Origin of the sequence: Scleromatobacter humisilvae (assembly GCF_023231945.1) — a bacterium.
GTDB lineage: Bacteria > Pseudomonadota > Gammaproteobacteria > Burkholderiales > Burkholderiaceae_C > Scleromatobacter > Scleromatobacter humisilvae.
In genome coordinates this window covers 1-1,643 of the sequence record NZ_JAJLJH010000023.1, presented here as the reverse complement: position 1 = coordinate 1,643, position 1,643 = coordinate 1, and the positions used below count along the sequence as shown (strand labels likewise).

1 protein-coding gene is annotated in these 1,643 nt (G+C 61.7%); it reads right to left on the bottom strand.

Features of this window, described 5'->3' with window-relative positions:
- Positions 1-114: 114 nt before the first annotated feature.
- The gene (locus tag LPC04_RS29005) at positions 115-1,563 is read right to left on the bottom strand and encodes an IS1182 family transposase (protein WP_275685820.1); all 1,449 of its coding nucleotides are present in this window, start codon (positions 1,561-1,563) and stop codon (positions 115-117) included.
- Between the last annotated feature and the right edge of the window lie 80 nt (positions 1,564-1,643).

Below are 1,643 nucleotides of genomic sequence, written 5' to 3'. Positions count from 1 at the left end.
GAGGCCGTGTGGAAACGCCGTGCGCTTCGTGAAAGTGCGTGGCGTCGGCAGCTCGTTCAAACAGCCACAGTATCGGGGCCTCATTAGAAAGGGCTCAGGGAGGCCTTGCGGCCCTCAACTCCCTGCCAACTGCATCGCCTTCATCGTTTTCGCGATGCCTAGGATGCTGATCACCCGCTTCAGGTTATATGCCAGCACCTGCAGACTCATCTCGGTGCGGACGTTGGCGAAGGTGCGCGTCAAGAAGTGGGTCCAACCCATCCAGTGCTTGAGCGTTCCGAAGACATGTTCGACGGTGCGACGGCGTACTCTCATCGAATCAGGGTGTTGGTCAAGGCGCTTCTCGGCCGCAGTCAACACGGCTTCGTGCTCCCAGCGAGAGATGCGTCTGTAGTCGCTCGGCGTGCACTTGTCCTTCATCGCGCAACCTGGGCAGTTGCTGCTCCAATAGCGCCTGATCTTTAGCTCGCGCTCCTCGCTGGTCATGCGGTAAATCGCGCGCTCGCCGGCTGGACATTGGTACTCGTCGTCGCGAGCGATGTAGATGAAGTCGCTCTTGTCGAAACGGCCCTCGGCCTTGGCGTTCGAGGTCATCGGCTTGGGCAAGATTGCGTCGATGCCAGCGTCGTGGCATTCCTTGATCTGCGGCGCGCTGTAGTAGCCGCGGTCTGCGATGGCCACGAGCTTGCGCTTGCCGATCGCCTCGCGCGCCGCCTTGGCCATGGGGGCCAATTGGGCGCGATCGCCGCCGTCGTTGGTAACCTCGTGGGCTACGATCAAATGGTGCTTCGCGTCGACCGCGGCCTGCACGTTGTAGCCGACGATGCCCGATCTTCGGCCGTTGGTCGACATGGCCCGCGCGTCCGGATCGGTCAGCGACAGCTGTGCATCGGGCTGCTCCTTCAATCGCTGCTCGAAGTGCTCAAGCCGGCGCATCTGCTCGCGCATCGCACCGATCTTCTCGTTCAGACGCTCGGCCTTCGCCTGGAACTCGATCGGGCCCAACGTCCGGTCCGCCGTGTCGAGCGCGACCAGGTAGCGATGGATGTTCTCCTCGATCTGCTCGCGACGCTTCTGGATCTTCGCGGGCGTGAAGTTCCGATCGTGTCCATTGACCGCCTTGAACTTGCTGCCGTCGATTGCGACCACGGACTGCGAGAGAAGCTTCATCTGTCCGCACAGTTCGACGAAGCGGCGGCAGACGTTGCGAATGCCGGTGCCGTTGTCACGACGGAAGTCGGCGATGGTCTTGAAGTCTGGTGCCAGGCGGCCCGTGAGCCACATCAGCTCGAGATTGCGCTGGCACTCACGCTCGAGTCGACGGGTGGACTGCACCCGGTTGAGGTAGCCGTAGATGTAGATCTTGAGCAGCACGGCCGGGTGGTACGAGGGGCGGCCCGTCTCGGCCGGCTGTGTTCCCTCGAAACCCAATGCTTGCAGATTCAGTTCCTCGACGAACGCATCGACGACGCGCACTGCGTTGTCGTCGGCGATGAAGTCGTCCAGCGATTCGGGTAGCAGCGTGACCTGGTGCCGATCTTGGCCTTCGATGAATCTTGGCATATCGATCTCCTGCTTCGATATGCCGGGGAACTCTACGCCGTCACCTCTATTCCCGGACCGGGGTTTTCACACAGCCTCCA